General features: G+C 67.4%; 24 protein-coding genes. 23 read left to right on the forward strand and 1 reads right to left on the reverse strand.

The window, feature by feature from the left end:
• The first annotated feature begins 27 nt into the window (after nt 1–27).
• From pyrC to DACI_RS07030, 7 genes are all read left to right on the forward strand, one after another.
• Nucleotides 28–1,068: a dihydroorotase gene (gene pyrC / locus DACI_RS07000; RefSeq protein ID WP_012203315.1), complete on the forward strand. Its 1,041-nt coding sequence runs from the start codon at nt 28–30 to the stop codon at nt 1,066–1,068.
• A 33-nt stretch (nt 1,069–1,101) separates the two neighbouring features.
• Entirely contained in the window at nt 1,102–2,013 is a 912-nt protein-coding gene (locus DACI_RS07005) for an NYN domain-containing protein (protein WP_012203316.1), read from the forward strand.
• Complete coding sequence (locus DACI_RS07010) at nt 2,010–2,819, forward strand: DUF3025 domain-containing protein (RefSeq protein WP_012203317.1); 810 nt, start codon at nt 2,010–2,012, stop codon at nt 2,817–2,819. The genes DACI_RS07005 and DACI_RS07010 overlap by 4 nt, the downstream gene beginning before the upstream one ends.
• 83 nt (nt 2,820–2,902) lie before the next feature.
• A complete protein-coding gene (gene htpX / locus DACI_RS07015) occupies nt 2,903–3,781 on the forward strand; it encodes a protease HtpX (protein WP_013804154.1) in 879 nt (292 codons plus the stop codon).
• 154 nt (nt 3,782–3,935) lie between these two features.
• Nucleotides 3,936–4,193 (forward strand): type II toxin-antitoxin system Phd/YefM family antitoxin, encoded by a 258-nt coding sequence (locus DACI_RS07020; RefSeq protein ID WP_012203319.1) that lies wholly within the window; start codon nt 3,936–3,938, stop codon nt 4,191–4,193.
• Nucleotides 4,193–4,618: a type II toxin-antitoxin system VapC family toxin gene (locus tag DACI_RS07025; protein WP_012203320.1), complete on the forward strand. Its 426-nt coding sequence runs from the start codon at nt 4,193–4,195 to the stop codon at nt 4,616–4,618. Before DACI_RS07020 ends, DACI_RS07025 begins: the two co-directional genes overlap by 1 nt.
• Nucleotides 4,619–4,746: 128 nt before the next feature.
• On the forward strand, nt 4,747–5,106 hold the full coding sequence (locus DACI_RS07030) for a YXWGXW repeat-containing protein (protein WP_012203321.1): 360 nt from the start codon (nt 4,747–4,749) through the stop codon (nt 5,104–5,106).
• 1 nt (nt 5,107) lies between these two features.
• On the opposite strand, the gene DACI_RS07035 is transcribed toward DACI_RS07030, so the two are convergent.
• On the reverse strand, nt 5,108–6,025 hold the full coding sequence (locus tag DACI_RS07035; protein WP_012203322.1) for a LysR family transcriptional regulator: 918 nt from the start codon (nt 6,023–6,025) through the stop codon (nt 5,108–5,110).
• A gap of 274 nt (nt 6,026–6,299) precedes the next feature.
• Between DACI_RS07035 and DACI_RS07040 the strand changes: the two genes are divergently transcribed.
• The 16 genes from DACI_RS07040 (at nt 6,300) to DACI_RS07115 (ending at nt 25,025) form a co-directional block, all read left to right on the forward strand.
• Nucleotides 6,300–8,417 (forward strand): 3-hydroxyacyl-CoA dehydrogenase NAD-binding domain-containing protein, encoded by a 2,118-nt coding sequence (locus DACI_RS07040; protein WP_012203323.1) that lies wholly within the window; start codon nt 6,300–6,302, stop codon nt 8,415–8,417.
• A gap of 108 nt (nt 8,418–8,525) precedes the next feature.
• A complete protein-coding gene (locus tag DACI_RS07045) occupies nt 8,526–9,722 on the forward strand; it encodes an acetyl-CoA C-acyltransferase (protein ID WP_012203324.1) in 1,197 nt (398 codons plus the stop codon).
• Nucleotides 9,723–9,888: 166 nt separating this feature from the next.
• On the forward strand, nt 9,889–11,085 hold the full coding sequence (locus DACI_RS07050; protein WP_012203325.1) for an acyl-CoA dehydrogenase family protein: 1,197 nt from the start codon (nt 9,889–9,891) through the stop codon (nt 11,083–11,085).
• 20 nt (nt 11,086–11,105) lie between these two features.
• A complete protein-coding gene (locus DACI_RS07055; protein ID WP_012203326.1) occupies nt 11,106–12,242 on the forward strand; it encodes an acyl-CoA dehydrogenase family protein in 1,137 nt (378 codons plus the stop codon).
• A gap of 16 nt (nt 12,243–12,258) precedes the next feature.
• Entirely contained in the window at nt 12,259–13,059 is an 801-nt protein-coding gene (locus DACI_RS07060; RefSeq protein WP_012203327.1) for an oxepin-CoA hydrolase, alternative type, read from the forward strand.
• Between the two features lie 42 nt (nt 13,060–13,101).
• Complete coding sequence (locus DACI_RS07065) at nt 13,102–14,358, forward strand: CaiB/BaiF CoA transferase family protein (protein WP_012203328.1); 1,257 nt, start codon at nt 13,102–13,104, stop codon at nt 14,356–14,358.
• A 118-nt stretch (nt 14,359–14,476) separates the two neighbouring features.
• Entirely contained in the window at nt 14,477–15,496 is a 1,020-nt protein-coding gene (locus DACI_RS07070) for a Bug family tripartite tricarboxylate transporter substrate binding protein (protein WP_012203329.1), read from the forward strand.
• Between the two features lie 65 nt (nt 15,497–15,561).
• Nucleotides 15,562–16,575, forward strand: a complete 1,014-nt coding sequence (locus tag DACI_RS07075; protein ID WP_012203330.1) for a Bug family tripartite tricarboxylate transporter substrate binding protein — start codon at nt 15,562–15,564, stop codon at nt 16,573–16,575.
• 7 nt (nt 16,576–16,582) lie between these two features.
• A complete protein-coding gene (locus tag DACI_RS07080) occupies nt 16,583–17,557 on the forward strand; it encodes an NAD(P)H-dependent flavin oxidoreductase (RefSeq protein WP_012203331.1) in 975 nt (324 codons plus the stop codon).
• A 122-nt stretch (nt 17,558–17,679) separates the two neighbouring features.
• The gene (locus DACI_RS07085; RefSeq protein WP_012203332.1) at nt 17,680–18,429 is read left to right on the forward strand and encodes an electron transfer flavoprotein subunit beta/FixA family protein; all 750 of its coding nucleotides are present in this window, start codon (nt 17,680–17,682) and stop codon (nt 18,427–18,429) included.
• 13 nt (nt 18,430–18,442) lie between these two features.
• Nucleotides 18,443–19,375 carry an electron transfer flavoprotein subunit alpha/FixB family protein gene (locus DACI_RS07090; protein ID WP_012203333.1) on the forward strand — a complete coding sequence of 311 codons (933 nt, stop codon included), beginning with the start codon at nt 18,443–18,445 and terminating at the stop codon, nt 19,373–19,375.
• A gap of 125 nt (nt 19,376–19,500) precedes the next feature.
• On the forward strand, nt 19,501–20,487 hold the full coding sequence (locus DACI_RS07095) for a tripartite tricarboxylate transporter substrate binding protein (protein ID WP_012203334.1): 987 nt from the start codon (nt 19,501–19,503) through the stop codon (nt 20,485–20,487).
• 86 nt (nt 20,488–20,573) lie between these two features.
• Nucleotides 20,574–22,118, forward strand: a complete 1,545-nt coding sequence (locus DACI_RS07100; protein ID WP_012203335.1) for a class I adenylate-forming enzyme family protein — start codon at nt 20,574–20,576, stop codon at nt 22,116–22,118.
• Between the two features lie 47 nt (nt 22,119–22,165).
• The gene (locus DACI_RS07105; protein WP_012203336.1) at nt 22,166–22,936 is read left to right on the forward strand and encodes a class II aldolase/adducin family protein; all 771 of its coding nucleotides are present in this window, start codon (nt 22,166–22,168) and stop codon (nt 22,934–22,936) included.
• Nucleotides 22,937–22,944: 8 nt separating this feature from the next.
• On the forward strand, nt 22,945–23,874 hold the full coding sequence (locus tag DACI_RS07110; protein ID WP_012203337.1) for a 2-hydroxyacid dehydrogenase: 930 nt from the start codon (nt 22,945–22,947) through the stop codon (nt 23,872–23,874).
• A 155-nt stretch (nt 23,875–24,029) separates the two neighbouring features.
• Nucleotides 24,030–25,025: a tripartite tricarboxylate transporter substrate binding protein gene (locus DACI_RS07115; RefSeq protein ID WP_012203338.1), complete on the forward strand. Its 996-nt coding sequence runs from the start codon at nt 24,030–24,032 to the stop codon at nt 25,023–25,025.
• Nucleotides 25,026–25,190: the final 165 nt, after the last annotated feature.

Below are 25,190 nucleotides of genomic sequence, written 5' to 3' on the forward strand. Positions count from 1 at the left end.
GTTTCGCGGCGATGGGAAAATGTCGGAATGACCGCCTCCACCAACACCCTCACGATCACCCGTCCCGATGACTGGCACCTGCACGTGCGCGATGGCGAAGCCATGCGCAGCGTGGTGCCGCATACGGCCGCGCAGTTTGCGCGCGCCATCATCATGCCCAACCTCAAGCCGCCGGTGACCACCGCCGAGCAGGCGCTGGAGTACAAGCAGCGCATCCTCTCGGCCGTGCCCGAGGGCATGGCCTTCGAGCCGCTGATGACGCTGTACCTCACCGACAACCTGCCGCCCGAGGAAATCGTGCGCGCCAAGGCGGCCGGCGTCGTGGCCTGCAAGCTCTACCCGGCTGGCGCCACCACCAACAGCGACCACGGCGTCACCGACCTGCGCAAGATCTACCCCACGCTGGAGGCCATGCAGCGCGAAGGCCTGCTGCTGCTGGTGCACGGCGAAGTCACCAGCAGCGACATCGACCTGTTCGACCGCGAGGCCGCCTTCATCGACCAGCACCTGATCCCGCTGCGCCGCGACTTCCCCGAACTCAAGATCGTCTTCGAGCACATCACCACGCGCGAAGCCGCCCAGTACGTGACCGAGGCCGACCGCTTCGTGGGCGCCACCATCACGCCCCAGCATCTGCTGTTCAACCGCAACGCCATCTTCACGGGCGGCATCCGTCCGCACTACTACTGCCTGCCCGTGCTCAAGCGCGAGACGCACCGCCTGGCCCTGGTGGAGGCGGCCACCAGCGGCCTGCCCAAGTTCTTCCTGGGCACGGACAGCGCGCCGCACGCGGCCCATCTCAAGGAACACGCCACCGGCTGCGCCGGCTGCTACAGCGCCCATGCCGCCATCGAGATGTATGCCGAGGCCTTCGACAATGCCGGCGCGCTGGACAAGCTCGAAGCCTTCGCCAGCTTCAACGGCCCGGACTTCTACAGCCTGCCGCGCAACACCGGCAAGATCACCCTGGTGCGCGAAAGCTGGACGCCGCCGGACAGCTTCGCCTTCGGCGAGGCGCAACTGAAGCCGCTGCGCTCCGGCGAAGCCTTGCCCTGGAAGCTGGTTTAAGCTGGCGGGACTGCCACCCGCCAGAGGATTGCCATGCCTGAGCCGCAACCGCGCATCGCCCTGCTGATCGACGCCGACAACGCGCCGGCCGAGATGATCGACGAGATCCTGACCGAGCTGTCGACCTTCGGCGTCATCGACATCCGCCGCGCCTACGGCAACTGGACCAAGCATTCGCTCAGCGGCTGGCAGCGCAAGCTGCTCGATTTCGCACTGCGGCCCATGCAGCAGTTCGACTACTCCAAGCACAAGAACGCCACCGACATGGCGATGACCGTGGACGCCATGGAGCTGCTCTACACCGAGCGGCCCGACGCCTTCGGCATCGTCTCCTCCGACGCCGACTTCACGCCGCTGGTCATGCACCTGCGCTCCAAGGGCGCGGCCGTCTACGGCTTCGGCATGGCGCAGACGCCCCAGCCCTTCGTCAATGCCTGCTCGCGCTTCCTGTACCTGGAGGCGCTGGGCGAGGCGGCGCCCGCCAACGGCAATGGCCAGGACGCCGCGCATGAGGCGGGCCAGGCGGCGGTGCCGCCCGTGGCTGCAGCCGCAGTGGCTACCGCTCCCCAGCCGCCGAACGGCGCTGGAAAGGAGCGTGCGCCGGCCCAGGCCGAGAACGAACCCTCGGCAGAACCCCAAGCCCAGCCCCAGCGTCCCTGCCTGCGCGTTCCCAGCCAGGAACTGCGCCAGGACAAGCGGCTGCTGGCCATGCTGCGCAGCGCCGTCAACGCCACGCAGGATGAAAGCGGCTGGGCCCATGTGGGCGCCGTGGGCGCGCAGATCGGCAACAAGGCCTCGTTCGATGCGCGCAACTACGGCTACGCCACGCTCACCAAGCTGCTGGCGGCCACGCAGGCTTTCGAGATGCGCGACGAAGGCACCTCGCGCGTGGCCGTGCGCGACAAGCGCCTGGCCAAGGCCCAGTCCAGGCCGTCCGGCAATTGACGTTTCCCATCGACTGGAATGCGCCCTGGCTGCAGGGGCTGCAAACGCAGGGCAGGGCGGCCTGCCTGCAGGTGGCGCAGGGCCGGCCGGTCTGGCAGGCCTTGCAGTCACTGGCCGACGCACAGGCGCTGCCCTGGCGCTTTGTGCCCCAGCACGATCTGCCCGAAGGCACGGCCTACGAGCAATTCATCTTCGAGACGCGCTGCATTCCCACGCGCGACAACCTGCATGACTTCTTCAACGGCCTGATCTGGCTGCGCTGGCCCGCGCTCAAGCAGCGCTGCAATGCCCTGCAGGCCCGCGCCATTGCCCAGGCGGGCGTGGGCGCGCAGCGCGGGCCGCTGCGCGATGCCGTCACCGTGCTGGACGAGAACGGCGCCCTGCTGCTGGCGCCGGCCGCGCTGTGCGAGGCGCTGCGCCACCGGCGCTGGCACCAGCTCTTCGTGGAGCAGCGCGCGCTGTGGCGCCAGGCCAGGCTGCTGCCCATAGGCCATGCGCTGCTGGAAAAGCTGGTGCAGCCGCGCAAGCCCATCACGGCCCATGTGCTGTGCGTGCACACGAATGGTGCAGGCGCCACGGCAGGCCCCGCCACGGCGGACATCGACGCCTGGCTGGCCGGCAGCATCTGGCTGGGGGCCGACACCCTGGCGTGCAAGCCTTTTGCACCCTTGCCCGTGCTGGGCGTGCCCGGCTGGTGGCGCGAGAACGAGAACTTTTCCTTCTATGATGACTCTCTCGTGTTCCGGGCGCCCCGTTCCGCACAAGCATCACAACAAGGAATGGCAGCGGCGCAGGACCCGGCTTGAAAACAGCCGGTGGGGCCCTCACTTGTCAACGCTGCAGGGCCCAGATCCTTCCCCCCTTTCCCCACTTTGTGGAGAACCCACTGATGAAACGCATCGCACTTTTTCTTTTGACCAACGTCGCCGTCGTGGTGGTGCTGGGCATCGTCGCCAGCCTGCTGGGCGTCAACCGCTTCCTGACCTCCAATGGCCTGAACCTCGGGGCCCTGCTGGGCTTCGCCTTCATCATGGGCTTTGGCGGCGCCATCATCTCGCTGCTGATCTCCAAGCCGCTGGCCAAGTGGAGCTCGGGCGTGCACGTGATCAACGAGCCGCGCAACGCCGATGAGGCCTGGATCGTCAACACCGTGCGCGGCTTCGCCGACCGTGCCGGCATCGGCATGCCCGAAGTCGGCATCTACGAGGGCGAGCCCAATGCCTTCGCCACCGGCGCCTTCAAGAACTCGGCCCTGGTGGCCGTGTCCACGGGCCTGCTGGAAGGCATGACGCGCGAAGAGGTGGAGGCCGTGATCGGCCACGAGGTCGCCCACATCGCCAATGGCGACATGGTGACCATGACCCTGATCCAGGGCGTGATGAACACCTTCGTGGTCTTCCTGTCGCGCGTCATCGGCTATGCCGTGGACAGCTTCCTGCGCAAGAACGACGAAAGCAGCTCGGGCCCCGGCATCGGCTACTACGTGACCACCATCGTGCTGGACATCGTGCTGGGCTTCCTGGCCGCCATCATCGTGGCCTGGTTCTCGCGCCAGCGCGAATTCCGCGCCGACGCGGGCGCTGCCCAGCTCATGGGCCGCAAGCAGCCCATGATGAATGCCCTGGCCCGCCTGGGCGGCATGCACCCCGGCGAGCTGCCCAAGAGCGTGGCCGCCATGGGCATTGCCGGCGGCATCGGCAAGCTGTTCTCGACCCACCCGCCGATCGAAGAGCGCATTGCCGCGCTGCAGAACGCGCAGAACCTCTGATTCAGGATCAGGTTCGATACGCTGGAACCTGTCCAGTGGGAGCCCGGTCATCGACTGGGCTCCGCTTCCCGAAGCCCCATCAGAAATGCTTGTCCGGTGCTGCATTTATGCGAATGTAGTAACGTACAAGCATTTTCTTTGACGGAGGTGCGTCATGCAGATTTCGACCTTCAGCAGCCGTGAATTCAACCAGCATGTTTCCGCTGCCAAGAAAGCGGCCAGCGGTGATGACGTGGTCTACATCCTGGACCGGGGGCAACCTGCCCACGTGCTGATGAGCATTGAGAAATTCCGTGAACTGTCGGGGCAGACCCGGAACATTCTTCAATTGCTGGCCATGCCCGAGGCCGCCGATATCGATTTCGACATTGAGCGCACGAAGGATTTGCCGCGCGCCGTGGACCTGTCCTGATGTATCTGGTGGACTCCAACATCGTTTCCGAACTGCGCAAGGCATCGTCGGGCCGCGCGAACGATGGCGTTGTGGCCTGGGCGCAATCGGTCGCGGCCGACTCCCTTTTCATCAGCGCGATCACGCTGATGGAGCTGGAGAAAGGCGTGCAGTTGAAAGCCCGGCAAGACCCGGTTGCCGGGCAGGTGCTGCGCCGCTGGCTGGTGGAACGCGTGTTCACGGCCTTTCAGGGGCGTGTGCTGCCAGTGGATGCGATGGTTGCCATGGAAAACGCGGCCTACCACGTGCCTGCGCCGCGGCCGCTGGCCGACAGCCTGATCGCGGCCACGGCGAAGGTGCATGGCTTGTGCGTAGTCGCCCGCAACATCAAGGATTTCGAGCCGTTCCATGTTCATGGAGTGCGCGTCTTGAACCCTTGGATGTAGGGCCCGTCTCAACCTCAGGTACAGCCAGACTTGATCTTTACCCAGGCTTCACAAGCCCCTGTCAACAACCGGCAGGGGCTTTTTCGTTGTATCTGCATGGCCGCACTAAGCGCGGCCAGGAGTGCATCGTGAAGTCTGTATCGATTCAAACGCCGGGCCGTCGCCTGGTTCCGGCCCTGGTCCTGGCTGCCGCCACCGTGGCATTGACCGGCTGCGTGGTGGCGCCTGCCTATCCCGTAGGTCCTTCGGGCGAGGTGGTCTACGCGCCCATGGCGCCGCCGCCCCTGCAGACCGAGGTCATTCCGGTCGCTCCCTCGCCCGTCCATGTCTGGATCGGCGGCTCCTGGGGCTGGGGTGGCGGCCGCTATGCCTGGCGCCCCGGCTACTGGGCCGCGCCGCCGCATCCCGGCTATGCCTGGCGTCCGCACGGCTGGGACCATGGCCCGCGTGGCTGGTACCAGCGTCCGGGCGGCTGGTATCGCCGCTGAGTCAGGTGGCGGCAGCGTCGCCGCTGCCGCTGCCACCCTGGCCGGCCTTGGCCAGCAGGAAGTCGATGCAGGTGCGCACGGCCCGCGTCTGATGACGGTCGGGCAGGTACAGCAGGTACATGTGGGTGCCGAAGATGCTCAGGCGGTACTCCTGCAGGGTCAGCACCACCTCGCCGCTGGCCACCTTGTCCTGCACCACGTAGTCGGGCACCAGGCCCACGCCCAGGCCCGCCAGAATGCCCTGGCGCAGGAAGGGGAAGTGCTCGGAGATCATGGTCGGCGCCAACAGCACCTCCTGGCGGTCCGTGCCCTGGTAGGCCGACAGGCGCAGCTGGCGGCCCATCACGCCGGCCGTGATCAGCGGGCTGTTGCGCAGCTCGTACAGCGTGGTGGGCAGGCCGTGCTGCTGCGCATACTCGCGTGAGGCGCAGGCCACGTAGTGCACATTGCCCAGGCTGCGCGCAATCACCGACAGCGGCGGCTCCTGGATCACGCGGATGGCGATGTCCACCTCGTCGCGCAAATGGTCGGCCCGGTTCTCGAACAGCACATCCAGCACGATGCCCGGATACAGCCGCTTGAACTCGATCAGCCAGTCGCTCATCACGATCTGCCCATAGCCGCTGGGCACGCTCAGCCCCACGCGCCCCGCCATCCCCTGGCCCAGCGACGTGATCGTCTCGCGCGCCGACATCATCTCGTTCTGGATCGCGCGGCCATGCTCGTACATCCGCATCCCCACCTCGGTCGGCTCCACGCGCCGCGTGGTGCGCCGCACCAGCTGCACCCCCACCGATTTTTCCAGCTGCGTCAGGTGATAACTCACATTGGCCCGCGTCATCTTCAGCTTGCGTGCCGCCTGGCTCAGATTGCCGCTATCGATGATTTCCACCAGCAGGGTCAGCGAGTTCAGATCCATGGATATGTCCAGATACTTTGCTTCGCCCACAGCCTATGAAATGGGCGGGGCTCCAAAACCAGGGGCACCGAGCAAGGGCCTACGCCTGCCGTGCCGCCCTGCAGCGATGGTGTCGTCCCCCTCCTCGCGCAGCGAATAGAGGGGGAAGGCGCGCAAGCGCCTAAATGTCAAAGATTTTTTTACAGTCTGTCAATGATTCATGGGATTGTAAAGAACCATTGTCGTGGCAAGAATGGATGTTTTGAGTGGAAAACCCAAGTTCGGAGACATACAGATGAGCGAACAAGCCCAGGCTTCCGTGGTCCAGACCCGCCTTGATGGTGCCGTGCTGGTGGTCAGCATCAACAACCCCCCCGTGAATGCCCTGGGCCAGGCCGTGCGCGCCGGCCTGCTGGCTGCCGTGGAGCAGGCCGAATCGGATGCCGCCGTCAAGGCTGTGCTCATCGTGGGTGAGGGCAAGGCCTTCATCGCCGGAGCAGACATCCGCGAATTCGGCAAGCCCGCCATGCCGCCCTCGCTGCCCGAGGTGCTCAATCGCCTCGAAGCCTCCGACAAGATCGTGGTCGCCGCCATCCATGGCCCGGCCCTGGGCGGCGGCCTGGAAGTCGCCATGTCGGCCCACTACCGCCTGGCTTTGCCGGCTGCCAAGCTCGGCCTGCCCGAAGTCAACCTGGGCCTGCTGCCCGGCGCTGGCGGCACGCAGCGCGCACCGCGCCTGATGGGCGTGAAGGCGGCCGCCGACCTCATGCTCAGCGGCAAGCACCTGTCGGCCAAGGCCGCGCTGGCCGCCGGCCTGGTGGACAAGTTGGTGGACGGCACCGACGCCACCGCTGCAGGCCTGGCATACACCAACGAACTGCTGGCAACCAATACCGCGCCGCGCCGCACGCGTGACATCGAGATTGCCGACAAGGCCGCCGCCCTGGCCGAACTCGACGCGCTGGCCGCCGACACCGCCAAGAAGAGCCGCGGCCTGTTCTCGCCGCTGAAGATCGTGGAATGCGTGCGCGCCGCCGTGGAGCTGCCCTTCGACGAAGGCATCGCCAAGGAGCGTGCCCTGTTCGTGGAATGCCTGAACAGCCCGCAGCGCGCCGGCCTGATCCATGCCTTCTTCGCCGAGCGCGAAACCGCCAAGATTCCCGAAGCCAAGGCTGCCGCGCCGCGCCACTTTGCCAAGATCGCCGTCATCGGCGGCGGCACCATGGGCGCCGGCATCACGGTGTCCGCGCTGGACGCGGGCCTCACGGTGACCATGATCGAGCGCGACGCCGACTCCATCGCGCGCGGCCAGGCCAATGTGGAGAAGGTCTACAACGGCCTGATCGCCAAGGGCCGCATGACCGAGGAGGCCAAGGCCGCCGTCATGGCGCGCTACACGCCCAGCACCTCCTATGACGACATCAAGGATGTGGACCTGGTGATCGAGGCCGTGTTCGAGGACCTCGAAGTCAAGAAGGCCGTGTTCAAGGAACTGGACCGCGTCTGCAAGCCCGGCGCCGTGCTGGCCACCAACACCTCCTACCTGGACATCGACGCCATTGCCGCCGCCACCTCGCGCCCGCAGGACGTGATCGGCCTGCACTTCTTCAGCCCCGCCAACATCATGAAGCTGCTGGAGATCGTGGTGCCCGCCAAGGTGGCGCCCGACGTGGTGACCACGGCCTTCGAGCTGGCCAAGCGCATGAAGAAGGTGCCCGTGCGCGCCGGCGTCTGCGACGGCTTCATCGGCAACCGCATCCTGGCCGTCTACAAGCAGGCTGCCGACTACATCATGGAAGACGGCGCCAGCCCCTACGAGATCGACGAGGCCGTGCGCGGCTTCGGCTACCCGATGGGCCCGTTCCAGGTCACCGACCTGGCCGGCGGCGACATCGGCTGGGCCACGCGCAAGCGGCGCGCTGCCACGCGCGATCCCAAGGCCCGCTACGTCGAAGTGGCCGACCGCGTCTGCGAGCGCGGCTGGTTCGGCCAGAAGACGGGCCGTGGCTTCTACCTCTACCCGCACGGCGCGCGCGTCGGCCAGCCCGACCCCGAAGTGCTGGCCATCGTCGATGCCGAACGCGCCAAGAAGGGCGTGACGCCGCGCAAGTTCACCCCTGAGGAAATCATGCGCCGCTACATGGCCGCCATGGTCAACGAAGGCGCCAAGGTGGTGGAGGAGGGCATTGCCCTGCGCCCGCTGGATGTGGACGTGACCTTCCTGTCCGGCTACGGCTTCCCGCGCTTTCGTGGCGGCCCCATGAAGTGGGCCGACATGCAAGGTCTGGACAAGGTGCTGGCCGACATCCGCGAATTCGCCAAGGAAGACGCGCTGTTCTGGAAGCCCGCTCCACTGCTCGAAAAGCTGGTCGCCGAAGGCCGCGATTTCGAAAGCTTGAACAAGGCGGCGTAAGCCGTCCCCGCGTTTCTCCGGCATGCCCTTGACCCGCTCCGTCCAACGCAGAGCGGGCAGGGCCGTGCACAACCACAACAATTTTCCAGAGACAAGCAAGGACCGACCATGCGCGAAGCCGTCATCGTTTCCACTGCCCGCACGCCCCTGACCAAGTCGCACCGCGGCGAGTTCAACGTCACGCCCGCCGCCCAGCTGGCGGCCTTCTCGGTCAAGGCCGCGGTCGAGCGCTCGGGCATCGACCCGGCCATGATCGAGGACCTGATCCTGGGCTGCGGCAACCCCGACGGCTTCCAGGGCCGCAACCTGGGCCGCCAGACCGTGCTGCGCGCCGAGCTGCCCCTGTCCATCGCGGGCACGACCATCACGCGCTTTTGCGCCTCGGGCCTGCAGTCCATCGCCATCGCGGCGGGCCGCATCGTGGCCGAGGGCGTGGACGCCATGCTGGCCGGCGGCATCGAGACCATCTCGGGCATCCGCCCCGGCAACAACCTGCCCACCGACATGGACCCCTGGCTGGTCGAGCACAAGCCCGCGCTGTACATGGCCATGATCGACACGGCCGACATCGTGGCGCGCCGCTACGGCATCAGCCGCGAGGACCAGGACGCCTTCTCGCTGCAAAGCCAGCAGCGCACGGCCGCCGCCCAGGCCGCCGACCTGTTCAAGGACGAAATCATTGCCTGCGCCACGCGCATGGCCGAGAAGAACAAGGACACGGGCGAGATCACCTACCGCGACGTGGTCGCCACCAAGGACAACTGCAACCGCGCCTCCACCACGTTGGAAGGCCTGGCCAAGCTGGAACCCGTCAAGGGCCCGGACCAGTTCATCACGGCCGGCAATGCCTCGCAGCTGTCCGATGGATCGTCGGCCTGCGTGCTGATGGAGGCCAGGCAGGCCGAGCGCCTGGGCCTGTCCCCGCTGGGCGCCTTCCGCGGCTTTGCCGTGGCCGGCTGCGAGCCTGACGAAATGGGCATCGGCCCCGTCTTCGCGGTCCCCAAGCTGCTGGCGCGCCACGGCCTCAAGGTCGAGGACATCGACCTGTGGGAACTCAACGAGGCCTTCGCCTCCCAGGCCCTGTACTGCCAGCGCAAGCTGGGCATTCCCAACGAGCGCCTGAACGTCAACGGCGGCGCCATCTCCATCGGCCACCCCTTCGGCATGACGGGTGCGCGCCTGGCCGGCCACATCCTGCTGGAAGGCCGGCGCCGCAAGGCCCGGGACGCGTCAGTCAAGTGGGGCGTGGTCACCATGTGCATCGCAGGTGGCATGGGCGCCGCAGGCCTGTTCGAAATTTACTGAATAAGCACCCCCTGAGCGGCTGGCGCCGCTTCCCCCTCTCTCGCTTCGCGGGAGGGGAACGACGCCCTTGCTGCGGGGCGGCCCTTGCTCGGCGTCCCTCGCTTGGGGCACGCCAATTTCAGGGCTGCAAACGGCTTACAACGCCACGGATTACTGGGGAATAGCAATGGATTTGCAATTTACGACTGAAGAACTGGCCTTCCGCGACGAGGTTCGCGGCTTCCTCAAGGACAAGCTGCCCGAGGACCTGTCGCACAAGGTCAAGAACGGCCTGCAACTGAGCAAGCAGGACATGGAGCGCTGGCACGCCATCCTCAACGAGCGCGGCTGGCTGGCCAACCACTGGCCCGAGCAGCACGGCGGCCCGGGCTGGAGCGCGGTGCAGAAATTCATCTTCGAGCATGAATGCGCACTGGCGGGCACGCCGCGCATCGTGCCCTTCGGGCTGAGCATGCTGGGCCCCGTCCTGATCAAGTACGGCAACGAGGCGCAGAAGGCCCACTGGCTGCCGCGCATCCTCAATGGCGCCGACTGGTGGTGCCAGGGCTATTCGGAGCCGGGTTCGGGTTCGGACCTGGCCTCGGTCAAGACGTCTGCCGTGCGCGATGGCGATCACTACATCGTCAACGGCCAGAAGACCTGGACCACGCTGGGCCAGCACGCCAACATGATCTTCTGCCTGGTGCGCACCAACCGCGAGGCCAAGGCGCAGCAGGGCATCAGCTTCCTGCTGGTGGACATGAACTCGCCCGGCGTGGAAGTGCGCCCCATCATCACGCTGGACGGCGAGCACGAGGTCAACGAAGTCTTCTTCACCGACGTCAAGGTGCCCGTGGAGAACCTGGTCGGCGAAGAGAACAAGGGCTGGACCTACGCCAAGTACCTGCTGACCTACGAGCGCACCAACATCGCGGGCGTGGGCTTCTCGGTGGCCGGCCTGGAAAAGCTCAAGGCCGTCGCCGGCCGCATGCTGCGCAACGGCAAGCCGCTGACGCAGGACCCGCTGTTCGCGGCCCGCCTGGCCAAGGTCGAGATCGACCTGGAGAACATGAAGACCACCAACCTGCGCGTGATCGCCGCCGTGGCCGGCGGCGGCGTGCCGGGCGCCGAAAGCTCCATGCTCAAGATCCGCGGCACCGAGATCCGCCAGGAAATCCTGTCCCTGGTACGCCGCGCCATGGGCCCCTACGCCGCGCCCTTCATCGAAGAGGCCCTGCAGGCCGGCTACGACCAGCCTGCCATCGGCGACACTGCAGCCGCCACGGCCGCCGCCGCGTACTTCAACTACCGCAAGCTGTCGATCTTCGGCGGCTCCAACGAAATCCAGAAGAACATCATCTCCAAGATGATCCTCGGCCTCTGATCCGGCAAGGAAAACGGAACATGAACTTCGAACACACCGAAGACCGCCGCATGCTGGCGGACAGCCTCAACCGCTTCGTCTCCGAGCAGTACGCCATCGAGGCGCGCAACCACGTCGCCTATGGCGAGGAAGGCCACAGCCCGCTGCTGTACGGGCAGTTCGCGGACATCGGCGCCATCGGCGCGCTGTTCCCCGAGGACGCTGGCGGCTTCGGCGGCCAGGGCTTCGACATCAGCGTGGTCTTCGAATGCCTGGGCCGCGGCCTGGTGGCCGAGCCGCTGCTGGGCGCCCTGGTCGTGGGCCAGGCCCTGATCGCGGCTGGCAGCGATGCGCAAAAGGAACAGCTGGCAGCCATCATCGGCGGCACGTCCATCGCGGCCCTGGCCCATGACGAGCCTGGCAGCCACTACGAGCTCAACAACGTCGCCACCACGGCCGTGCGCAGCGGCGACGGCTGGGTGCTGAACGGCGCCAAGGGCGTGGTCGCCTTCGGCGAGAAGGCCGACCTGCTGCTGGTCTCGGCCCGCACCTCGGGCAGCCAGTACGACGAGGCCGGCATCAGCCTGTTCCTGGTCCCCGGCAATGCCGCAGGCATCCAAAAGCGCGGCTACAACCGCATCGAGGGCGGCCGCGCCGCCGAGCTGGTGCTGGACAAGGTGCAGGTCGGCGCAGACGCCCTGCTGGGCGAAGAAGGCCAGGGCCTGTCCCTGCTGGAACGCATCAGCGGCTACGCCGTGCTGGCGCTGACCGCCGAGGCCGTGGGCGCCATGGACGTGGCCAAGGACCAGACGCTGGAGTACCTGCGCACGCGCAAGCAGTTCGGCGTGCCCATCGGCAGCTTCCAGGCCCTGCAGCACCGCATGGCCGACCTGCTGCTGGAAGTGGAGCAGGCGCGCTCGGCCGTGATCAACGCGGCCGCCGCCATTGCGGACGAAGACCGCGTGGCGCGCGAGAAGGCCCTGTCGGCCGCCAAGTACAGCATCGGCCGCATCGGCACCCTGGTGGCCGAGGAAAGCATCCAGATGCATGGCGGCATCGGCATGACCTGGGAACTGCCCCTGGCCCACTATGCCAAGCGCCTGGTCATGATCGACCACCAGTTCGGCGACGAGGACCACCATCTGTCGCGTTACATCGCACTCGGCTCGCAACACTGAGCCAAGGAAAGCCGCCATGACCGAAGCGAACCAAGTCCTGCTGACCCGCCGCGAAGGCGCCGTGCTGGTGCTGTCCAACAACAACGTGGCCGCGCGCAACGCGCTGTCGCCCGAGTTCTACGCGGCCGTCTCGGCGGCGCTCAAGAGCGCGGCGACCGACCCCACCGTGGGCGCCGTGGTGCTCACGGGCGAGGGCGGCCACTTCTGCGCGGGCGGCGACCTGCGCCAGCTGGCCAAGCGCCGCGAGCTGCCGGTGCAGGAGCGACGCGCCAAGCTCGAAGGCCTGCATGACCTGATCCGCAGCGTGCGCGACTTTCCCAAGCCCGTGATCGCCGCCGTCGAAGGCGCGGCGGCCGGCGCGGGCCTGTCGCTGGCCCTGGCCTGCGACATGCTGGTGGCGGCGAAGAACGCCGTGTTCTCGGTCGCCTACGTCAAGGTCGGCCTCACGCCCGATGGCGGCGCCACCGCCTTCCTGGCCGAGTTCGTCTCGCGCCAGGTGCTGACCGAGCTGTGCCTGACCGGCGAGCGCATCAGCGGCGAGCGCCTGCATGCCCTGGGCCCCGTCAACCGCCTGTCCGAACCGGGCCAGGCCCAGGCCGACGCCGTGGCGCTGGCCGCCCAGGTGGCCACCGGCCCCGACCAGGCCATGGCCCTGATCAAGGACCTGTGCCGCCAGGCGCCGCGCAACACGCTGGAAGAGCAGCTGGAGCTGGAGGCGCAGTACATGGTGCGCTCGCAGGAGAGCGAGGAATCGCGCGAAGGCATTGGCGCCTTCCTCGAAAAGCGCAGCGCCGACTTCACGAAATTGCGCAGCTGACACCGTTCAAGACCTAAAAGACTTCCCAAGGAGACAACGCACATGGCCGACAGCCACAACGATCAGAACCAGGACATCGACTTCCCGCTGGAGGGTGTGCGCGTGCTCGACCTCTCGCGCGTGTTCGCGGGGCCGCTGTGCGGCATGGTGCTGGCCGACTTCGGCGCCGAAGTGGTCAAGGTCGAGCACCCGGGCCGCGGCGACGACACGCGCGACTGGGGCCTGCGCATCGGCAAGACCGAGACCACCTACTACAACAGCATGAACCGCAACAAGCGGTCCATCACGCTGGACCTGCAGACCCCCGAGGGCGTGAAGATCGTCCACGACCTGCTGCCCCAGTTCGACGTGGTCATCCACAACTTCAAGACCGGCGGCGCCGAGAAGCTGGGCCTGGGCTACGAACAGCTCAAGGCCATCAAGCCCGGCATCATCTACTGCGCCGTGGCCGGCTACGACAGCAGCGGCCCCGAGGCCAAGCGCCCCGGCTACGACCTGGTCATCCAGGGCGAGGCGGGCCTCATGGCGCTCAACGGCGAGGCCGGCACGCCGCCGCTCAAGTTCGGCGTGGCCGTGGTCGATCTCATGACCGGCATGTACGCGGCCCAGGCCATCCTGGCCGCGCTGTTCCGCCGCGAGCGCACGGGCAAGGGCCGCCTCATCGAGATGGCGCTGTACGACAGCGGCATCATGATCACCGGCTACTACGGCCTGGACGCCATGCAGCTGGGCCACGACCCCGAGCGCTACGGCAATGCCCACCCCTCCATCGTTCCCTACGGCATGTACGAGGCGGCCGACGGCCCGCTGATCATCGCCGTGGGCAACAACGCCCAGTTCGACAAGTTCTGCCGCCAGGTGGTGATGCGCCCCGACATCGTCGAGGACGCGCGTTTCTCCACCAACGTCAACCGCGCCAAGAACCGCCTGGAGCTGGGCCCCATGCTCAAGGAACTGATCCGCTCCTTCCCGCGCGATCTGCTGCTGGAGCGCCTGACGGCCGCCGGCATCCCCTGCGGCCGCGTGGCCGGCCTGCACGAGGCCCTGACCAGCGAGCGCACGCGCCGTGGCGGCCTGCTGCGTGACATGCCCCACCCCGTGGTCGGCACCACGCCCGTGTTCGCGCCGCCCTACCGCCTGGACGGCCAGCGCCTGCCCATCCGCCATGCACCGCCCACGCTGGGCGAGGGCACGCGCGAGGTGCTGCACCGGCTGCTGAGCATGAGCGACGAGCAGCTGCAGCAGCTGCAGTCCAAGGGCGTGCTGACCCTGCCCGAGACCCCCGCGCAACAGGGATAAGAGGACCGATCACGCGACTGATTCCACGGGGGCCATTGATGCCCGGCTCCCGACCCGCCAGGTTTGCATGCCGCACCAAGACGGCACCCATAGACAGCAATACCCAGGAGACAAAACCATGAGCAACCAAGTCACACGCCGCGACATTCTTCAAGGGCTGGCCGCCATCGGCGGCACCAGCCTGCTGGCCACGGGTGCCACCAGCGCCCTCGCACAGGCCGGCAAGCCGGCAGCGTGGCCCACCAAGCCCATCCGCGTGGTCGTGCCCTTCAACGCGGGCGGCGCCACCGACATCATTGCGCGCACCATCGGCGAGGCCCTGGCCAGGCGCGTGGGCCAGCCCGTGGTCATCGACAACCGCGCGGGTGCGGCCGGCATCCTGGGCACGGACGCCGTGGTCAAGGCGCCCGCCGATGGCCACACCCTGCTGGTCTCGCTCAGCACCTCCATGCTGATCAACCAGTTCCTCTACACCAAGCTGCCCTACAACCCGCAAAAGGACATCGCCCTGATCACCCAGATCGCGGCGGCGCCCGTCACCCTGGTGGTCCATCCCTCGGTGCCGGCCAACAACATGAAGGAGCTGCTGGCCTATGTGAAGGCCAACAAGGGCAAGCTCTCGTACGGCTCCTGGGGCGTGGGCTCGTATGCCCACCTGGCCGGTGCCTACATGAGCAAGACCATGGACGCCGACATGACCCACGCCGCCTACAAGGGCGAGGCGCCCATGATCCAGGAGCTGATCGGCGGCCAGCTGCAGATGTGCTTTTCCAGCGCGCTCAACACCAAGCCCTTCATCGACTCGGGCAAGCTCAAGGCCATCGGCGTCACGGGCAAGGAGCGCATGGAAATCCTGCCCAAGCTGCCCACCATCCATGAGCAGGGCGTCACCGACGACGCATACGCCATCTACGGCTGGGTGGCCATGGGCGCACCGGCCGGCGTGCCCAAGGAGATCGTGGACCAGCTCTACGGCCACCTGCGCGAAATCGCCAAGGACCCCAAGGTGCTGGAGCGCACCGTGGGAGCAGGCTTCATGCCGCTGATGAACAGCCCGCAGGCCTTCCGCGAGAACTACCAGCGCGACATGCCCATCTGGAAGGCGCTGGTCGATGAGGCTGGCGCAAAGCTTGATTGATTTTTCCGGCCCGCAGCAGCGGGCCGCCACCGACGACTGCTGAGACAGCTTTGAGAGGAGACTTCATGTACACGCGCAATCCCGCATCCCCGGCACGCCCCACGCGGCGCAGCGTTCTGGCCCTGGCCGCAGCCCCGCTGCTGGCCGGCATGGCCGGCGGCGCCCTGGCCGAGACCGGCTGGCCCAGCAAGATGCTGCGGCTGGTCGTGCCCTTCCCGGCGGGCGGCCCCACCGACACGGCATCGCGCATCGTGGGCCAGAAGCTGGGCGAGCGTCTCAAGCAGACCGTGGTGGTGGAAAACCGCCCTGGCGCCTCCGGCTCCATCGCGGCCGTGCAGGTCGCCAAGAGCCCGGCCGACGGCTACACGCTGATGATGCTGGCCACGCCCACGCTGCTGGCGCCGCACCTGTACAAGAAGGCCGGCTACGACACCGTCAAGGACTTCACGCCCGTGGCCACGGTCTATGACCTGCCCATCGTCATCGTGGTCAACCCCACGCTGCTGCCCGACGTCACCGACCTCAAGAGCCTGATCGCCCACGCCAAGGCGCAGAAGGTCGCGCTCAACTACACCAGCTCGGGCGCCGGCAGCTTCGGCCACCTGAGCATGGAGCTGCTCAAGCAGATGGCCGCCTTCGACATGCAGCACGTGCCCTACAAGGGCGGCGTGCCCGCCATCACCGACACCATCGGCGGCCAGGTGCCCATCATGTATGCCGACCTCGTGGCCGCGCTGCCCCACATCCAGGCCGGCAAGCTGCGCGCCATCGCCGTGGGATCGCCCCAGCGCGTGGCCATGCTGCCCGACACCAAGACCATTGCCGAGCAGGGCATCAAGGGCTACGACGCCGTCTCCTGGGGCGGCCTGCTGGCGCCCAAGGGCACGCCTAAGGCCGTGGTCGACCGCATCGCCAGCGAAGTGCAGCAGATCCTGGCCGACAAGGACATCCAGGAAAAGCTGCTCAACGCAGGCGCCATCGCCGCATACCAGAATCCCGCCCAGCTGGGCCAGCGCATCCAGCAGGACTACACGCGCTGGGGCCAACTGATCCGCGACAAGGGCATTGCAGTGGAGTGACATCGACATGAAGACACGCATCACCGAACTCTTTGGCATCGAGCATCCCATCATCCAGGGTGGCATGCACCATGTGGGCCTGGCCGAGCTGGCCGCCGCCGTCTCCAACGCGGGCGGCCTGGGGCTGATCACGGGCCTGACCCAGCGCACGCCCGAGCTGCTGGCGCGCGAGATCGCGCGCTGCCGCGAGATGACGGACAAGCCCTTCGGCGTCAACCTGACCTTCCTGCCCTCGGTCAACCCGCCCGACTACCCGGGCTACGTCAAGGCCATCATCGAAGGCGGCGTCAAGGTCGTGGAGACGGCGGGCAACAACCCGCAGAAATGGCTGCCCGCGCTCAAGGAAGCCGGCATCAAGGTCATCCACAAGTGCACCTCGGTGCGCCATGCGCTCAAGGCCGAGGCCATCGGCTGCGACGCCATCAGCGTGGACGGCTTCGAATGCGGCGGCCATCCAGGCGAGGACGACATCCCCAATTTCATCCTGCTGCCGCGCGCGGCCGAAGAACTGAAGATTCCCTTCGTCGCCTCGGGCGGCATGGCCGACGGCCGCTCGCTGGTGGCTGCGCTGGCGCTGGGCGCCGAGGGCATCAACATGGGCACGCGCTTCATTGCCACGCAGGAAGCGCCCGTGCACGACAACGTCAAGCAGGCCATCGTCGCGGCCAGCGAGCTGGACACGCGCCTGGTCATGCGCCCGCTGCGCAACACCGAGCGCGTGCTGACCAACCCGGCCACCGAGCGCCTGCTGCAAAAGGAGCGCGAGCTGGGCGCGGCCATCACCTTTGCCGACATCGCGCCCGAGGTGGCCGGCGTCTATCCGCGCATCATGCATGACGGCGACATGGACGCAGGCGTCTGGTCCTGCGGCATGGTGGCCGGCCTGATCAACGACGTGCCCACGGTCCAGCAGCTGATCTCCGGCATCATGGACCAGGCCCATGCACTGATCAACGAGCGGTTGGCCGGCCTGGCCCGCTGACCGCCCATCTTCACAGGGCTTACGCAAACAGGATGCGACAACGTGCTGCGCCCCATGGCAAGCCGCTTGCCTTGTTCCTTCTTGCGTAGGTCGTACTTCAAAAACCAGGAAAGAGCTTTCTCATGAAAATCCTTGTACCCGTCAAACGTGTCGTGGACTACAACGTGAAGGTCCGCGTGAAGTCGGACGGCACGGGCGTGGACATCGCCAACGTCAAGATGAGCATGAACCCCTTTGACGAAATCGCCGTCGAAGAAGCCGTTCGCCTCAAGGAAAAGGGCGTGGCCACCGAAGTCATCGCCGTCTCCTGCGGCGTGGCCCAGTGCCAGGAAACCCTGCGCACGGCCATGGCCATCGGTGCCGACCGCGGCATCCTGGTGGAGACCACCGAGGAGCTGCAGCCCCTGGCCGTCGCCAAGCTGCTCAAGGCCCTGGTGGACAAGGAGCAGCCCGGCCTGATCATCCTGGGCAAGCAGGCCATCGACGACGACGCCAACCAGACCGGCCAGATGCTGGCGGCCCTGGCCGACCTGCCGCAGGCCACCTTCGCCTCCAAGGTCGAAGTCGCTGGCGACAAGGTCAACGTGACCCGTGAAGTGGACGGCGGCCTGGAAACCCTGGCCCTGAGCCTGCCGGCCGTCATCACCACCGATCTGCGCCTGAACGAGCCGCGCTACGTCACGCTGCCCAACATCATGAAGGCCAAGAAAAAGCAGCTGGACACCGTCAAGCCTGAAGAGCTGGGCGTCGATGTCGCCCCGCGCCTGAAGACGCTCAAGGTGGCCGAGCCCGCCAAGCGCGGCGCCGGTGTCAAGGTGCCGGACGTTGCCACGCTGGTGTCCAAGCTCAAGAACGAAGCCAAAGTGATCTAAGGAAGACAGCGACATGACATCCCTCGTTATTGCAGAACACGACAACGCTTCCATCAAGAGCGCCACGCTCAACACCGTCACTGCGGCCCTGGCCTGCGGCGGCGACGTGCATGTGCTGGTGGCGGGCGAGAATGCCGGCGCCGCTGCGCAGGCCGCTGCCCAGATCGCTGGCGTTGCCAAGGTCATCCACGCCGACGGCGCCAGCCTGAAGGACGGCCTGGCCGAGAACATTGCGGCGCAAGTGCTGGCGATTGCTTCGAACTACAGCCACATCCTGTTCCCCGCCACCGCCAGCGGCAAGAACGCCGCGCCGCGCGTGGCTGCCAAGCTGGACGTGGCCCAGATCAGCGACATCACCAAGGTGGACAGCGCCGATACCTTCGAGCGCCCCATCTACGCTGGCAACGCCATTGCCACGGTGCAAAGCAGCGACAAGATCAAGGTCATCACCGTGCGCGGCACGGGCTTTGACGCAGCGGCCGCCACGGGCGGCAGCGCCCAGGTGGAGCAGCTGGCAGCCGCTGGCGACAACGGCAAGAGCAGCTTCGTGGGCCGCGAGGTCACCAAGAACGACCGCCCGGAACTGACGGCCGCCAAGATCATCGTCTCCGGTGGCCGTGCGCTGGGCAGCAGCGAGAAGTTCAACGAAGTCATGACCCCGCTGGCCGACAAGCTGGGCGCCGCCATCGGTGCCAGCCGCGCTGCGGTGGACGCAGGCTATGCGCCCAACGACCTGCAGGTCGGCCAGACTGGCAAGATCGTGGCGCCCCAGCTGTACATTGCGGCCGGTATTTCCGGCGCCATCCAGCACTTGGCCGGCATGAAGGACTCCAAGGTGATCGTGGCGATCAACAAGGACCCCGAGGCACCGATCTTCTCGGTGGCCGACTACGGCCTGGAGGCCGACCTGTTCCAGGCCGTGCCCGAGCTGGTGCAGTCGCTGTAGGAACGCAAGGCACCGCACCGGGAGGCGGTGCCAACGGGCCCGGGTGAAGCATCCGGGCCCTGGCCAGAGCGGCACACAAGGCATGTGCCCCGGCCCCACCTGGTTCAGAGATGCAGGAGACAGATATGCAGATTTCCATTGGCCGCCGCAGCCTTGCGCTTGCGGCTGTTGTCTTTGTGGCCACCACGGGCGCCAGCGCACCGGCATGGGCCCAGGCCAGCGACTTTCCCACGCGCCCGATCACGCTGATCGTGCCCTTCCCCGCAGGCGGCTCCACCGACCGCCACATGCGCACCCTGGCCGACATCGCGGGCAAGCAGCTGGGCCAGACCATCATCGTGGAGAACAAGCCCGGCGCGGGCGGCACGCTGGGCCCGGGCAACATGTCCCGCACGGCCAAGCCCGATGGCTACACCATCACCCAGTTCCCCATGTCCATGCTGCGCATGGCGCACATGCAAAAGACGGCCTGGAACCCGGTCACGGACTTCACCTACATCATCGGCGTCTCGGGCTACACCTTCGGCTTCACGGTGCGCTCGGACTCGCCCTACAAGAGCTTCAACGAATACATTGCCGCCGCGCGCAAGAGCCCCGGCAAGATAGAGTACGGCTCCACCGGCATAGGCTCCTCGCCCCACCTGCTGATGGAGGAACTGGCCGAGAACGCCAAGGTCACGCTCAACCACGTGCCCTTCAAGGGCAACGCCGACCTGCAGCAGGCCCTGCTGGGCGGCCACGTGGCCGCGCAAAGCGATGCCTCGGGCTGGGACACCTATGTGGATGGCGGCCAGATGCGCCTGCTCATGACCTTCGGCGAAAAGCGCACCCAGCGCTGGCCCGATGTGCCCACGGCCAAGGAGCTGGGCTATGGCGTGGTCTCCACCTCGCCCTACGGACTGGCCGGCCCCAAGGGCATGGACCCGGCCGTGGTGCGCAAGCTGCACGACGCCTTCAAGAAAGCCATGGATGACCCGCGCCACATCGAGGTGCTCAAGCAGCTGAACCAGGACGCCTGGTACCGCTCCGGCGCCGACTATGCACAGTGGGTGCGCGAGGCCTATGCCAAGGACAAGGTCCTGATCGACCGCCTGGGCCTGGCCGCCAAGTAGGCCTGTCCTCCAATGCGCCCGCAGGGCCAGGGGGCTGGCGGGCGCAGTCCGCTTGAGATTCGTGAATTCGTGAAACGGAGTCCCTCATGACTGTCTCCCTGCCTTCGCCCGATGCGCCCTTCACCACGCTGGCCGAGCTGATCCGCAGCCACGCGCGCCAGCAGCCCGCCCATGCCGCGCTGCGCGACGACCAGCAGACGCTGAGCTACGCGCAGCTTGACGCCCTCATGGACCGCGTGGCCGCCGCGCTGCAGCGCGACGGCGTGCAGCCTGGCCAGGCGATTGCCATCTGCGCGTTGAACTCGGTGCGCTATGCCGCCCTGTTCCTGGGCGCCTTGCGCGCGGGCGTGGTGGTTGCGCCGCTGGCGCCGTCCTCCACGGCCGACAGCCTGGCCTCCATGCTGCGCGATGCCCAGGAGCGCCACCTGTTCCTCGACAAGGCGGCCCAGGACCTGGTGCCTGCCGACGGCGCCCTGCAATGCATCTCGCTGGACGGCGCCGCGCCCGGCCGGGCCTTTGACGACTGGCTGGCGCCCGAAGGCGCGCAGCCCGCGCCCGTGAGCGTGGAGCCGGCCGCGCCGTTCAACATCATCTATTCCTCGGGCACCACGGGCACCCCCAAGGGCATCGTGCAGTCGCACGGCATGCGCTGGGCCCACATCAACCGGGGCAGCGTCTACGGCTATGGCCCCGAGGGCACGACGCTGCTGGCCACGCCGCTGTATTCCAACACCACGCTGGTGGTGTTCTTCCCCACGCTGGGCAGCGGCGGCTGCGTGGTGGTGATGCCCAAATTCGACGCGGCCCGCTACCTGCAGCTGGCCCAGCAGCACCGCGTCACCCACACCATGCTGGTGCCCGTGCAGTACCAGCGCATCATGGCGCTGCCGCAGTTCGGCGAGCATGACCTGTCCAGCTTCCGCGCCAAGTTCTGCACCAGCGCGCCGTTCCGGGCCGAGCTCAAGGCCGACGTGGTGGCGCGCTGGCCCGGCAGCCTGACCGAGTTCTACGGCATGACCGAAGGCGGCGGCACCTGCATCCTCGAAGCCCATCTGCACCCGGACAAGCTGCACACCGTGGGCAAGCCCGCCGAGGGCCATGACATCCGCCTCATCGACGAGGACGGCCGCGAGGTCGCCCCGGGCGCGGATGGCGAGGTCGTGGGCCATTCGGCCAGCATGATGACCGGCTATCACGGCCAGCCTGCCAAGACGCGCGAGGCCGAATGGTTCGACCCCACGGGCAAGCGCTTCATCCGCACGGGCGACGTGGGCCGCTTCGATGCCGATGGATTCCTCACCCTGTTCGACCGCCGCAAGGACATGATCATCAGCGGCGGCTTCAACATCTACCCCAGCGACCTGGAGACCCAGCTGCGCGCCCACCCGGCCGTGGACGACGTGGCCGTGGTCGGCGTGCCCTCCGAGCAATGGGGCGAGACGCCCGTGGCCTACGTGGTGTCGCGCGCGGGGCAGCCGGCCCTGCCCGAGGACATCATGGGCTGGTACAACCAGCGGGCCGGCAAGACCCAGCGCCTGGCGGACCTGCGCTTCATTGCCGAGCTGCCGCGCAGCGCCATCGGCAAGGTGCTCAAGCGCGAGCTGCGCGACCAGTACGCGACGGGGCGCTGAACCGGCGGATGCTTTCTCCAAACGATGTCCACCAAGAGGTACACCCCATGAGCAACGACACCACGATGTCCGAGGTCCGCCGCCAGGTGACGGCCGAGGAATGGCAGACCCGCATCGAGCTGGCCGCCGCCTACCGGCTGGTCGCCCACTTCGGCTGGGACGACCTGATCTTCACCCACATCTCGGCGCGCGTGCCGGGCCAGCCCGACCAGTTCCTGATCAACCCCTACGGCATGCTGTTCGACGAGATCACGGCCTCCAGCCTGGTCAAGGTCGATCACGAGGGCCGGCCGCTGATGGAGACCGAGTACGACGTCAACCCGGCCGGCTTCGTCATCCACAGCGCCATCCACGACGGCCGTCCCGAGGTGCAGTGCGTGCTGCACACGCACACGCGCTACGGCGTGGCCGTCTCGGCGCAGAAGGAAGGGCTGCTGCCCATCTCGCAGCAGTCCATCTTCCCGCTGGCGCGCCTGGCCTACCACGACTACGAAGGCGTGGCCCTGCGCGACGACGAGAAGCCGCGCCTGGTCGATGACCTGGGCGCCAGCAACTTCCTCATCCTGCGCAACCACGGCCTGCTGACCTGCGGCCGCAACGTGGCCGAGGCCGTGCTGGCCATGTACACGCTGGAGTCGGCCTGCCGCATCCAGATCCTGGCGCAGTCGGGCGGCGGCGAGCTCACGCGCATCCCGCAGGACATCATTGCCGATGCGGTCAACCAGTCGCGCCAGGTCACCAAGGGCAAGGGCGCAGGCCTGGCCTGGCCCGGCCTGCTGCGCCGCCTGGACCGCATAGACCCTTCTTACAAGGACTGAAGGAAACCATGGGAATTCTGGTCAATATCCACCCGAGCATGGGCGCGCCCATCGTCGACTCGCTGCGCGCGCTGGCGCCCGGCGTGCAGGTCTGGGGCCACCGCGAGGAGGCGCCGGCCGACGCGGTCGAGGCCATGCTCGCCTGGAGCCTCAAGCCGGGCGTGCTGCCGGCCTATCCGGGCCTGAAGCTGCTGTGCGCACCCAGCGCGGGCGTGGACAAGCTGCTGGCCGTGCCTGATCTGCCGGCCGGCCTGCCCGTGGCGCGCACGGTCGATCCGCAGCAGCATGTGGAGATCGCACAGTACGTGGTCGGCACCGCGCTGCGCCACACGCGCGAACTGGACCTGTTCGCGCGCCAGCAGCAGGCCGGCGACTGGCTGCGCCGCCCCGTGCGCGCCAGCGCAGACTGCCGCGTGGGCATCCTGGGCCTGGGCGAGGTCGGCCGCTTCGTGGCCGGCGCCATGCAGGCCATCGGCTACCCCGTCGTAGGCTGGAGCCGCAGCGCCAAGAGCATTGCAGGCCTGGCCACGCACAGCGGTGCCGAAGGTCTGAAGCAGCTGCTGTCCACCAGCGACATCCTGGTCTGCGCCTTGCCGCTCACGCCCGAGACGCGCGACCTGCTGGACCGCCGAACCCTGTCCCTGCTGCCGCGTGGCGCCTACTTCATCAACGTGGGGCGCGGCGAACAGGTGGTGGAAGACGACCTGCTGGCCCTGCTCGACGAAGACCACCTGGCCGGCGCCGCGCTGGACGTGCTGCGCGACGAACCGCCCCAGCCCGGCAACAAGGTCTGGGGCCATCCCAAGGCCTTTGTCACGCCGCACATCGCGGCCCAGGCCTCGGCCGACACCGTGGCCCGCCAGTGCCTGGAGAACCTGCGCCGCCTGCGCGCAGGCGAGCCGCTGCTCAACCTTGTGGATGTGGCGCGGGGGTATTGAGCCTTGTTTTCCATCCGACGCTGCGCTGTTGCGTGGCGTTTTTTCATCGCCGGGCCGCCCCAAGATGAAAAGCGGCCCCCTTGGGGGGCAGCGGACCTTGCGCAGCAAGGGTAGCGTGGGGGCCATTTTTCAACTGAGAAGAACCCAGAGACACCATGCCTTCGACTTCCCGCCGCGGCTTTTTGCAATCGACCGCTGCCGCCGCTGCAGCAGCCACCACCGTGCTGGCCCCCTCGGCCTGGGCCCAGAGCCCCTGGCCCTCCAAGCCCATCCGCATCATCGTTCCGTACACGGCAGGCGGCTTCACCGACCAGATGGCGCGCCTGCTGCAGGTCGGCCTGCAAAAGGCCCTGGGCCAGCCCGTCATCGTGGAGAACAAGCCCGGCGCCAACAGCATCATCGGCGTAGACCAGATCGCCAAGGCCGCGCCGGACGGGCACACCTTCGGCGTGGTCATCGCGGCCTATGCGGCCAACACCACGCTCTATCCCAAGCTGCCCTACAACCCGAAGAAGGACCTGGTCGGCGTCTCGCTCATGGGCGTCTCGCCCCTGGTCGCTGCCGTGGCCATGAACGCGCCCTTCAAGACCACGCCCGAGCTGATCGCCTATGCCAAGGCCAATCCCGGCAAGGTGGGCTTCGGCTCCTCGGGCAGCGGCTCCAGCGCCCACCTGACCACCGAGCTGATGAAGCTGCTCACCAGGACGGACATGGTCCACGTGCCCTACAAGGGCGCCGCGCCTGCGCTGGCCGACCTCATGGGCGGCCAGATCCCGCTGTTCCTGGACCCGCCGCCCAACCTCATCCAGCCCGCCAAGGCCGGCCGCATCCGCCTCATCGGCGTGGCCAGCGACAAGCGCCTGGCCGCGCTGCCCGACGTGCCCACCTTCGTGGAGCAGGGCTACGACGGCCTGCTGGGCAGCACCTGGGCGGCCATGATCGCGCCGGCCGGCGTGCCGCGCGAGATCGTGCAGCGCATGTCCGCCGAGGTGTCGCGCATCATCCGCAGTGCCGAGGTGTCGCAGCGGCTGGAGCAGGTGATGGGGACGTTTGCGGAGGGGTCCACGCCTGAGGAGTGCGATCGGTTCATTGCTGCCGAGACGGAGAAGTGGGGGAGGGTGATTCGGGAGGCGAAGGTGACGGTGGACTAGGTTTTGCTGGTCCGTTGATCCTTTTGTTCGTCGGTCTGTTTTTCTGTTTTTGCCCCTGCCGTGTGGTTGTTTTTCGAGGCCGGGGTTCGGCCCGGCGGCCGACCTACTTTCTTATCGCGCGATAAGAAAGTAGGCAAAGAAGCGCGCCCGGTACGACTCACACTC

The organism is Delftia acidovorans SPH-1 (assembly GCF_000018665.1).
GTDB classification, from domain to species: Bacteria; Pseudomonadota; Gammaproteobacteria; order Burkholderiales; family Burkholderiaceae_C; genus Comamonas; species Comamonas acidovorans.

What these genes read in the sequence shown, in the direction of transcription:
- DACI_RS07105 (WP_012203336.1), top strand. Translation starts at nt 22,166, where the DNA reads ATGAGCAACGACACCACGATGTCCGAGGTCCGCCGCCAGGTGACGGCC.
- DACI_RS07070 (WP_012203329.1), top strand. Translation starts at nt 14,477, where the DNA reads ATGAGCAACCAAGTCACACGCCGCGACATTCTTCAAGGGCTGGCCGCC.
- DACI_RS07025 (WP_012203320.1), top strand. Translation starts at nt 4,193, where the DNA reads ATGTATCTGGTGGACTCCAACATCGTTTCCGAACTGCGCAAGGCATCG.
- DACI_RS07115 (WP_012203338.1), top strand. Translation starts at nt 24,030, where the DNA reads ATGCCTTCGACTTCCCGCCGCGGCTTTTTGCAATCGACCGCTGCCGCC.
- DACI_RS07080 (WP_012203331.1), top strand. Translation starts at nt 16,583, where the DNA reads ATGAAGACACGCATCACCGAACTCTTTGGCATCGAGCATCCCATCATC.
- DACI_RS07100 (WP_012203335.1), top strand. Translation starts at nt 20,574, where the DNA reads ATGACTGTCTCCCTGCCTTCGCCCGATGCGCCCTTCACCACGCTGGCC.
- htpX (WP_013804154.1), top strand. Translation starts at nt 2,903, where the DNA reads ATGAAACGCATCGCACTTTTTCTTTTGACCAACGTCGCCGTCGTGGTG.
- DACI_RS07075 (WP_012203330.1), top strand. Translation starts at nt 15,562, where the DNA reads ATGTACACGCGCAATCCCGCATCCCCGGCACGCCCCACGCGGCGCAGC.
- DACI_RS07090 (WP_012203333.1), top strand. Translation starts at nt 18,443, where the DNA reads ATGACATCCCTCGTTATTGCAGAACACGACAACGCTTCCATCAAGAGC.
- DACI_RS07095 (WP_012203334.1), top strand. Translation starts at nt 19,501, where the DNA reads ATGCAGATTTCCATTGGCCGCCGCAGCCTTGCGCTTGCGGCTGTTGTC.
- DACI_RS07055 (WP_012203326.1), top strand. Translation starts at nt 11,106, where the DNA reads ATGAACTTCGAACACACCGAAGACCGCCGCATGCTGGCGGACAGCCTC.
- DACI_RS07045 (WP_012203324.1), top strand. Translation starts at nt 8,526, where the DNA reads ATGCGCGAAGCCGTCATCGTTTCCACTGCCCGCACGCCCCTGACCAAG.
- DACI_RS07110 (WP_012203337.1), top strand. Translation starts at nt 22,945, where the DNA reads ATGGGAATTCTGGTCAATATCCACCCGAGCATGGGCGCGCCCATCGTC.
- DACI_RS07005 (WP_012203316.1), top strand. Translation starts at nt 1,102, where the DNA reads ATGCCTGAGCCGCAACCGCGCATCGCCCTGCTGATCGACGCCGACAAC.
- DACI_RS07050 (WP_012203325.1), top strand. Translation starts at nt 9,889, where the DNA reads ATGGATTTGCAATTTACGACTGAAGAACTGGCCTTCCGCGACGAGGTT.
- pyrC (WP_012203315.1), top strand. Translation starts at nt 28, where the DNA reads ATGACCGCCTCCACCAACACCCTCACGATCACCCGTCCCGATGACTGG.
- DACI_RS07065 (WP_012203328.1), top strand. Translation starts at nt 13,102, where the DNA reads ATGGCCGACAGCCACAACGATCAGAACCAGGACATCGACTTCCCGCTG.
- DACI_RS07060 (WP_012203327.1), top strand. Translation starts at nt 12,259, where the DNA reads ATGACCGAAGCGAACCAAGTCCTGCTGACCCGCCGCGAAGGCGCCGTG.
- DACI_RS07035 (WP_012203322.1), bottom strand. Translation starts at nt 6,025, where the DNA reads ATGGATCTGAACTCGCTGACCCTGCTGGTGGAAATCATCGATAGCGGC.
- DACI_RS07040 (WP_012203323.1), top strand. Translation starts at nt 6,300, where the DNA reads ATGAGCGAACAAGCCCAGGCTTCCGTGGTCCAGACCCGCCTTGATGGT.
- DACI_RS07085 (WP_012203332.1), top strand. Translation starts at nt 17,680, where the DNA reads ATGAAAATCCTTGTACCCGTCAAACGTGTCGTGGACTACAACGTGAAG.
- DACI_RS07020 (WP_012203319.1), top strand. Translation starts at nt 3,936, where the DNA reads ATGCAGATTTCGACCTTCAGCAGCCGTGAATTCAACCAGCATGTTTCC.